This is a genomic window from Acinetobacter sp. YH12072, from assembly GCF_013419565.1.
GTDB lineage: Bacteria > Pseudomonadota > Gammaproteobacteria > Pseudomonadales > Moraxellaceae > Acinetobacter.
In genome coordinates this window covers 121,322-130,834 of record NZ_VOZV01000004.1, presented here as the reverse complement: position 1 = coordinate 130,834, position 9,513 = coordinate 121,322, and the positions used below count along the sequence as shown (strand labels likewise).

Here is a 9,513-nt window from a genome sequence, read left to right as displayed (position 1 = left end):
TGTTCAAATGGCGATTCAGCGTTTAATTGGTTTTGGGAAAAAAGAAGAGTTTAAGGAAATTTTGGCAATTTTAAGAAAGCAGAATCCTGATAGGATAAGGGTTCTGTGAAATTTGTCGTGTACAGAGTAGAAAACTACAACAATCCATCTCCTGTAGCGCAATTTCCAAGATCTCCTTAAAGGATGAGCCAGTAATGCAAATCAATCCCCATATTGGGGATTTTTGCTTTTTTAAATCTAACTTCTGAATAATTCATATTTTTTAGGAGCTTAGCTCCTGATTTGCTGGTTGGCTTTATGAGGGTGTAATGGATTCGATTGACCGTTTATCAAACTTAACAATAAGAAGCTGTATTACTTGTAAGATTTAATCTGACGCTTTCCCTTTTCCAACCGAGGGGTAATAAGATGAATCTCCTAAAATCCATTCAAAGCTTGGGCCTGATGCTGACCTGTACTGCTTTTACTCTCCCTGTACTGAGTCATGCAGCTCCTGCTCATTCTGAAGCAACGGTACTTCCCACCTTAACTGTCATGGCAGAGCCTGAAATGCGTGCTGTGACGGAAATAACGCCTTATCAGGAAGGTGCCAGCCAGCGTAAGGCTTTGCAGATGCGCCTGATGAAAATTGAACGCGATATCCAGGCTTATAGTGTCGATGGTGATGTCGTTGCAAATATTGACATGGGGGCAGCAGCGCCTAATCCAGATCTGGACAGTCTGCCTACTGTGTTCCGGGAATATGTACTGGCAGTAGCGCAAGGCTTGCAGTCCTCAGATCCAAGAAATGGAATCTATGTGATTTTGCAACCTTTTGGCATTGACCGGAATGCCACCAATGTCCAGATCGTCAGGGAGCAGTTTGATCCGAATCGGCTTGAGCTCAGGCTGCCTTTTGGTTCGCGCTAGCACACAATCCGATGGGTCAGGCTGATCAGGTCAGTCAGTTTCGGTATAGCCAGATCACGTCATGAAGAAAGGAAGTCTGAAAACTTATTTCCTTTCTTCAGGCTTTTTACTGGATTCATTTTTTCAGTATTGAGGAAGCACGTTCACAAATGTGAAAAGCTCTATGTCTTGAATTATGCTGGAAAAATAAGCATAGTGTAAAAAATCAACAAGATCTGGATGACAGACCTGGAGCGTGTAGATGCCCCGTGTTTTTATGATTATCGCTGGAGTGGTACTGGCAATTTTGATCTGGTTATTTTATCAAAATTCTGTAGAGCAGGAACAGCAGGCCGATTTGCAAGAATATGAAACGGTACTGGAAGAAAAAACTGGATCTATTTTGCAACAGGCACAGGATTGGTCTAAACCGATTCAGATTGATCTGGAAGATGATCGTCTGGATGGGGATTATGCCGTGATGGCCCAATTTATTCTGGGTCAGATGCGTGATCGTGCCGAGGCTCGCAATCAGTATTTACGTGACCTCAAAGCAGCGGACTGGGATCGTTTTCTGGACATTGACCGTTTAGCCAAAGATCAAGCCCAAGACTATAAAGAAACCGAAGCCATGCTGAAGCGTGTGCATGAAATTGTCGATGGTTATGAACAGACAATTCAACAGCGGGCAACCCAGCAGTTAGAGCAGGTGAAACAGCTGGACATAAAAAACCGCTATCGTCAGCAGCTGGCAGATAATCTGAAAGCCAATCAGCAGCAGGATAATGCCCATGCAATTTTTGAAATTGAAAAACAGAGTCTGGCCAAAGCAGACCAGCTATTTCTGGTGCTGAAAAACAATAAATGGGAAAAGAAAAACCAGACCTTTATGTTCTATGAAGATGCACCCTTAAAGCAATTCAATAAGCTGTATCAGGAAATAGTGCAGCTCAATCAGCAAATGACTCAAGTGGATCAGCAGGCACTTAAAGAGGCAGAGAACAAACTCTAAGTATAAGGATCTTATGATTTCTTATCTCTAAATGACATGATGTTTTTCTGTCAGAATTAGTCTTGTTGCATTGCTTACATCAAAGATGTGCCAGTTCTCATTGGTAAGAGAACCAGCTATGCTTAAGAAAAATGAATATCCAGAAGCATGTTTGCAGACGGAAAGTGAGAATAGGGAGCACAATCTTTTATGCAACAATTGAAATGTTATAAAGAATTTCCGGTCTGGATGCAGCAAGCTATCCCACAAGGGTTCAAGCAGCCACACAATACCAAAGCGGGCACTTGGGCAAAGCTGACTGTGCTCAAAGGTGAGCTGCATTTTGCCATGCTGGATCCGTCAGGTCATATACAGTCTGAACATGTATTTACGCCAGAGCAGCAACCACCGTTCATTGAGCCACAGGCATGGCATAAGATTATTTCTGCCAGTGAAGATGCAGAATGTCAGCTGCGTTTTTACTGCAAACCTGAGGATTACTTTAACAAGAAATATCAGCTAAGCCCGACCCATTCGGAAATTCTGGCGGCTATGCCGTATTTAAAGGGTGGTCGTGCGCTGGATGTCGGTTGTGGTTCAGGCCGCAATTCGCTGTATTTGAGCCAGAACGGTTTTGAAGTTGACGCCTGGGATGTGAATGAAAATAGTCTGCAGACCTTAAGACAGATCATTCAGGCCGAAGAAATCGGGAATATTCAGGTTCAGCAACGGGATTTAAATCTTGACCCAAGTATTCAGGGCCAATATGACTTTATCTGCTGTACGGTAGTGATGATGTTCCTACAGGCCGATACCATTCCACCTCTTATTGCACAGATGCAGCAGGCGACAGTGCCGGGCGGTTATAACCTGATTGTCTGTGCGATGGATACCGATGATATTCCGGTACAGCCAGACTTTCCGTTTAGTTTTAAGCCGGGACAGCTCAGTGCCTATTATGAAGGCTGGAATTTGGTGAAATACAATGAAAATGTAGGTGAATTACACCGAGTAGATGAACAGGGCAACCGGATTAAGCAGCATTTTGCGACTATGCTAGCCCGAAAGGTCTAATAAGAGATTTATAGGTCTTTATATTTTTGGCTTTAAATCTGAAAGAGCTAAAAATAAAAAAAGATGCCACTCGGACATCTTTTTTTATGGATTTAAAATATCTTAAGCAGATTTTTTAAACCAAGAGAACCAGCCTTTTTTCTCGGCTTTTACAGCTGCTTCGGCAGGTGCTGCTTTTACTTCTTCAGCTTTTGCTACAGTTGCTTCTTTTACTTCAGCAGTTTTTACAGCTGCATCGGTTTTCACGGCTTCTGCTTTAGAATCCGCTACTTTTTTCATATCTGCAGGTGCAGCTTTTGCAGCTTCTACTTTTTGAGCCGCTTCAGTTTTTGCTGCTTCTTTAGTTTGAGCAGCTTGTTGTTGAGTTGCTTCTACTTTAGCGACAGCCGCTTGTTTCTCAGCAGTAGCTTTGGCAGCAGAGTCTTGTGCTTTAACAGTCGCAGTCGCTACTTTTGCTTGTGCAGGTGCAGTTGCTTGTTGAGCAGTTTGAGCGGCAACAGTTTTTGCTTGTTCTTTCATTGCAGCAACAGGAGAAACTGTTGCAGAAGCCATAGCAGAAGCTGAAGTTGCAACGATTGCAGTTGCTAGAAGTGTTTTAAGCATTTTCATGCATAACCCCATAAATAAAGGAGAGAAATGTGGGGTTATGATACGCCTACCAAATATAAGTGACTGAGGGATAAGTTTTTATTGGTTGAATATTCAACTAAATTTACAAAGGGATAACATTGTCATTATTAGATTAATGGAATGTTTTACTAAAGCATTTAAAGAAGTGTAAATAGCAAATATTTTCAATCACTTCATAAAGTCGATCAAAATTAGAAAAACTCAAATTGTTTTGACTTTTTATAATATGCTCAAAATATTCAACTTTACCATAATGATTATTATGTTTTTGACCACTACATTTGTTGTCAAGACATAAAGTCTTATTTCCGATTTTTTGTTGTTGGAGGGTTTTATCAAACATATCTTCAATAGAGTTAATTTGCTGTTGATTGATGCTTGAGTTTTGAGGAAGGGAAATCAAATATAGATTATGAAATACGTGTGCAACTTTTATAGAAGAATTTGTTTGAATTTCAATATACGAATTACTCTTACTTTTTGCATAATTAAATACATCAAAACCATCTTTATCTGGATCAACCATAATAATGGTTGGTAATTGATATTCATTTTTAGAAATATACAAGTTTTGAAATGCGCTTATAAATCTTTTTAAATTTTGAGTGCCACTACGAATATTTAGTTCATTTTGAAAAAAAGTCGGTGTATGGTCACTAAAAGCTGTTGGATGAAAGCAGTTAGATTTTTTAATTTTTAAATATAAATTAAGATATTGAGGATCTGTTTTTCCTTCACATAGAATTTTTATTTTTTCAGAATGGACAAAACGATAATGAAAAATAGCTTTGATCATCATTTTTTCAAATGAGTTTAAAGATTTTGGTATCTTTTTATTTCTTTGAATATCATTATTAGTCAATTCTGGAAGAATAATCTTAGGTTGAAGTGGTTGATGTCTTTTTAAATTTTCGCGCTTTATATAATGTATATAATTAAAATATCCCATTAGGCTATGGAAGTTAGGTTGACCTATTTTTTTTGCATGACTTGTACTTCTAGTAAAAGTACCATTGCGGCAATATTCTAATGCCATACTTTTAGTGTGGTAATAATAAGCCTTGTTAACGTTAACGGATTTATTAACTACTAATCCAGTAACTTGTTGCCTTTCTCTTTTAGTCCTTACACATAACTTTTGATAGTTAATTTGGAAATTTGTTTTAAGAATTTCTTTTTCTAGGAGTTTTCCTAATTTGTATTCTCGAGTGGTTTGATCATATTCCAAAATTTTAGAATCGATTTGATTTTTATCAAAAGATAGTGTTAGATCATCTGCATAACGACTATAAGTAAAATGAAATTTTTTAGCTAAAAAAGTTATTTTTGAATCTATAATTTGTCCTACAAAGTTAGAAATAATTGGTGAGCATGGACTACCTTGAGGTAAATAGGCGTGAGATGTAGGAGATGCTCTATAGCATGCTATTTGTGCAAGGGTAATAGCTACATCATAATTAAGCCTAAATTGGATGTTTTTGGTAAAAAAACCAACAATTCTTGAAAATGTAATTGAAGTAAAGAAATCTTTAAGGTCAATATTTAATACAATATTCTTATTAATATGTTGTTTTGCATTCTCTACGATACCGAAATTTTGTGTATTTGAATCTGGAATAAAAGCATAACAGCAGGAAGGATTATTTTGATTTATTTCTAAATATATATTGGTTAGTAAGGTCGCTAATCTCTGCTGCAAAATTTTTAATCTATTCGAAGGAATTAAAATTTGTCTGCCTATAGGACTATTTTTCTTCGGAATAGTTACCATTCTATATTTAGTGTGAATTGGCGCAGAGTAAAGAACGTAGCAAAAACCTTTGTAACTATATCCTAGTAGCTTAGCTAAGTCCCTAGAAGTCTGGCATTGTTTTAAAGCATTCAGCTGTTTTGACATAAGTTAAGTTTAAATAATATTGAGGGGCGCTAGCGATAACTCTTATGGCAACCCTGAAGGGATATTAGAAGTGCAAGGAGCACAACGTTCAAAGGATTCAGCTGGAAATGCTGACATTAGAAACCAAACTATGATGCATAGTTCAAATTCTAATCGCTAGCACCTTAATTGTATTTATATCATTATTTTTACAATAAAAAAATCCCCACCGAAGCGAGGATTTTTTGATCGAAGTATTTAAGAATTAAACACGTTCGATAATGGTCGCGATACCTTGACCCAGACCGATACACATGGTTGCAAGACCAATTTGAGTATCTTGCTGTTCCATGATGTTCAGTAGGGAAGTGGTAATACGCGCACCAGAACAGCCCAACGGGTGACCCAATGCAATCGCACCACCGCTCAAGTTCACAATGTCCTGTTTCTCGTATAGACCTAAGCCTTTAAGAACAGACAGGCCTTGTGCAGCAAACGCTTCGTTTAACTCAACAGTTTGCATGTCTTCAATGGTCAGACCAGCACGTTTCAATGCTTTTTGAGTTGCTGGAACAGGACCATAACCCATGATTGCAGCATCACAACCTGCAACCGCCATAGAGCGGATCACAGCACGTGGTTTCAAACCAAGCGCTTGAGCACGTTCAGCAGACATTAACAGCATTGCAGATGCACCATCAGACAATGCTGAAGATGTTGCAGCAGTCACTGTACCGCCTTTAGGATCAAAGACTGGACGTAAAGCACGGAAAGTTTCGATGTTGGCATCCGGACGGATCACTTCATCGATATCGCACAGAATTTTATAACCGTCAGCATTATGACCTTCGATGCCTACGATCTCGTTCTGGAACAGACCATTTTCAGTTGCAGCCCAGGCACGGCGGTGAGATTCAACACCAAACGCATCCTGTTCTTCACGAGTAATACCGTTCATGCGACCCAGCATTTCAGCAGTCAGGCCCATCATGTTAGACGCTTTAGCATAGTGTTTAGATGCAGCAGGGTTCAGGTCGATGCCGTGCATCATACCTACATGGCCCATGTGCTCTACACCACCGATGATGAAAATATCACCCTGGTTAGTCGCGATCTGTGCAGCCGCAGTGTGGATTGCCTGCATAGAAGAACCACACAGACGGTTAACTGTTTGACCTGCAACAGTCTTAGGAAGATCAGCCAACAATGCGATGTTACGCGCAATGTTCATCCCTTGTTCCAGAGTCTGGTTCACACAGCCCCAGATCACATCTTCAACTTCATTCGGGTCGAATTCGTTACGAATCATCAACGCACGGATAAGTTCAGCTGACATGCTGTCGGCACGTACATTGCGGAACATACCGTTTTTCGATTTGCCCATGGCAGTACGTACGCCATCAACAATCACAACGTCACGTGGATTTAAAGTAGCCATTCACGTCACTCCTTAACCGTAGAATTTTTTGTTGTTAGCAGCCATGTCGCGCAATGATTGCGGCGCTTCATAAGCCTTACCTAAGTGCGCGTATTTGTCGCAAAGTGCAACATACTCAGCTACACCAGTTTGGTCGATATAACGGCATGGACCACCACGGAATGGAGGGAAGCCTACACCCATGATCATCGCCATATCTGCTTCAGCCGGAGTTGCAACAATGTTGTCTTCCAGGCAACGAACAGTTTCGTTACAGAAAGCCAGCATCATACGGTCAATGATCTCTTGAGGATCAAATTCACGTTTTTCAGCAGTTGCAACAGATGCCACAAGCTCGTATGCAGTTGGATCAACCACTTTGGCTTTTTTGCCTTTACGGTCAAGTTCGTATTTGTAGAAACCAACGTCATTCTTTTGACCCAGACGGTTGTTTTCGTACATCACTTGGATCGAACCTTTGAAATCAGGTTTCATACGATCCGGGAAGCCTTCAGCCATGACTTCTGCACCATGCACGCCCGTGTCGATACCGACAACGTCCATCAAGTAGGCAGGACCCATTGGCCAGCCGAATTTTTCCATCACTTTGTCAATTTGCTGGAAGTCAGCACCATCTTTCAGTAACAGGTCAAATGCACCGAAGTAAGGGAACAGTACGCGGTTTACCAGGAAGCCCGGGCAGTCATTCACTACGATTGGTGTTTTACCCATTTTCTGAGCAAGAACAACAGTCGTTGCAATCGCTTCAGCAGAAGTCTTCTCACCACGAATCACTTCTACCAGTGGCATCATGTGTACCGGGTTAAAGAAGTGCATACCGACGAAGTTTTCAGGACGTTCCAGATTTTCAGCCAGACGCGTGATTGAAATCGTAGACGTGTTCGACGCAATAATTGTGTTTTCACGTACTTTAGATTCAGTTTCTTTCAGTACGATGCCTTTCACTTTCGGGTTTTCAGTTACTGCTTCGATCACGATGTCGACTTCTTTAAACTCGTCATAGCTTAAAGTAGGACGGATGCGAGCAAGGGTTTCACCCATTTGCGCCGGCTTCATCTTCTTGCGTTCAACCTGCTTGGTCAGCAGTTTGTTTGCTTCAGACATACCCAGTGCAAGTTGCTGGTTACCGATGTCTTTCATGATGATTGGAGTGCCTTTGCTTGCCGCCTGGTAAGCAATACCACCACCCATGATCCCTGCGCCTAGAACGGCAGCCTGGTTCACTGGATGTGCACCTTGTTCATATTTCTTAGAAGTTTTCTTCACAACCTGGTCGTTCAGGAACAGACCGATTAACGCACCTGCTTGTGGAGTTACCGCAGCTTTCGCAAAGCCTTGAGCTTCAACTTTTAACGCTTCATCGCGGTGTAAGCTTGCACCTGCCTGAAGAGAATCAAGCAATAGTTTTGGCGCTGGGTATTGAGCAGGGTTTGCTTTTGCAAGAACCGCACCTTTCGCCGTATTGAACGCCATCATTTGCTCAAGCATGTTCAGCTTGATTGGATCCAGTTTTTCCTGGCGTTTTGTTTGCCAGTCTAAACGACCGTGAATTGCCTGTTTCAACAGGTCAATCGCAGCATCTTTCAGTTTGTCTGCAGCCACAACCGCATCAACAGCACCATCTTTCAGTGCAGCAGCCGGTTTTTTCGGAGTAGCCATGGCCATCCATTCAACTGCATTGTCGATACCGATCAGACGGCTTAAACGAACCGTACCACCGAAACCAGGGAAGATACCAAGTTTGATTTCAGGCAGGCCGACTTGCGCCTGTTCTGACATCACACGGTAGTCACAGACTAAGCACATCTCGAAACCGCCACCTAGTGCCATACCGTTAATCGCGGCAACTTTAGGAATGTCCAGGTCTTCGAAGCTGTTAAAAATTTCATGAACTGGTAGTGCCCAGTCAACAATTGCCTGTTCGCCTTGAGCAAAGTTATCGCCGAATTCAGTAATGTCAGCACCTACAATAAATGTAGACTTGCCTGAAGTCACGATTAAACCCTGAATGTCAGCAGCGGAAACTGCGTCGATCGCAGCCTTGAAATCTTCAATCGTTGCACGGTTGAATTTGTTAACCGACTCACCTTGTAAGTCAAAGCGGAATTCTGCAATTCCGTCCTCAAGCATTTGGACGGTAATGGCATTGCCAGCGTGGATCATGCCCTGATCTCCTTTATTTTGGAGGACTTCTAAGTTGATGTTGTGAAGCAAGCGCGCATTTCCCGCGCACTTTTTTACTTCGCTAATCTTACGATAACTATATCCAAAAAGAACAACACAAGTTGTATCAAGCCGTGACGCAAGGGTCATCAATTTTCATCGCTCAATCAAGGCGTTGTCATGTCCGGAATACAGTGAACCGTTATCGCAGTGTAATGAAGTTATTGTTTCAATTTCACTTTTTTATTGCTATCGCGCTGTTTTTATAACGTAAATTGACCAGATAGGGAATGTTTGCTGTGTGGTGTTTTGGTCAAAATAGTCAATTGAGATTCAAATTATTCGATACGGATGTAAGAAAATGTATGCAACGCTGTGTTCTACAAGCGGGTAGGGAGAGCAAAAGCAGCTTTGTTATAATGCGGCCCAGATGTGACTTTTTTATTTTTCCCC

Annotated in this window: 7 protein-coding genes; 3 read left to right on the top strand and 4 right to left on the bottom strand. The window is 41.3% G+C overall.

Features of this window, described 5'->3' with window-relative positions; translation table 11 throughout:
- Positions 1–408: 408 nt before the first annotated feature.
- The 3 genes from FTU19_RS03385 (at position 409) to tehB (ending at position 2,953) form a co-directional block, all read left to right on the top strand.
- On the top strand, positions 409–909 hold the full coding sequence (locus FTU19_RS03385; protein ID WP_180031031.1) for a hypothetical protein: 501 nt from the start codon (positions 409–411) through the stop codon (positions 907–909).
- 241 nt (positions 910–1,150) lie between these two features.
- Positions 1,151–1,900: a hypothetical protein gene (locus FTU19_RS03380; RefSeq protein ID WP_180013854.1), complete on the top strand. Its 750-nt coding sequence runs from the start codon at positions 1,151–1,153 to the stop codon at positions 1,898–1,900.
- Positions 1,901–2,089: 189 nt separating this feature from the next.
- Positions 2,090–2,953, top strand: a complete 864-nt coding sequence (gene tehB / locus FTU19_RS03375) for an SAM-dependent methyltransferase TehB (protein WP_180031033.1) — start codon at positions 2,090–2,092, stop codon at positions 2,951–2,953.
- Positions 2,954–3,055: 102 nt separating this feature from the next.
- On the opposite strand, the gene FTU19_RS03370 is transcribed toward tehB, so the two are convergent.
- The 4 genes from FTU19_RS03370 to fadB form a co-directional block, all read right to left on the bottom strand.
- Positions 3,056–3,562, bottom strand: a complete 507-nt coding sequence (locus FTU19_RS03370) for a hypothetical protein (protein ID WP_180070462.1) — start codon at positions 3,560–3,562, stop codon at positions 3,056–3,058.
- 133 nt (positions 3,563–3,695) lie between these two features.
- Positions 3,696–5,480 carry a reverse transcriptase domain-containing protein gene (locus tag FTU19_RS03365; RefSeq protein ID WP_180130099.1) on the bottom strand — a complete coding sequence of 595 codons (1,785 nt, stop codon included), beginning with the start codon at positions 5,478–5,480 and terminating at the stop codon, positions 3,696–3,698.
- A gap of 244 nt (positions 5,481–5,724) precedes the next feature.
- Positions 5,725–6,897 (bottom strand): acetyl-CoA C-acyltransferase FadA, encoded by a 1,173-nt coding sequence (gene fadA / locus FTU19_RS03360; RefSeq protein WP_180130097.1) that lies wholly within the window; start codon positions 6,895–6,897, stop codon positions 5,725–5,727.
- A 12-nt stretch (positions 6,898–6,909) separates the two neighbouring features.
- Positions 6,910–9,060 carry a fatty acid oxidation complex subunit alpha FadB gene (fadB, locus tag FTU19_RS03355; RefSeq protein ID WP_159123725.1) on the bottom strand — a complete coding sequence of 717 codons (2,151 nt, stop codon included), beginning with the start codon at positions 9,058–9,060 and terminating at the stop codon, positions 6,910–6,912.
- Between the last annotated feature and the right edge of the window lie 453 nt (positions 9,061–9,513).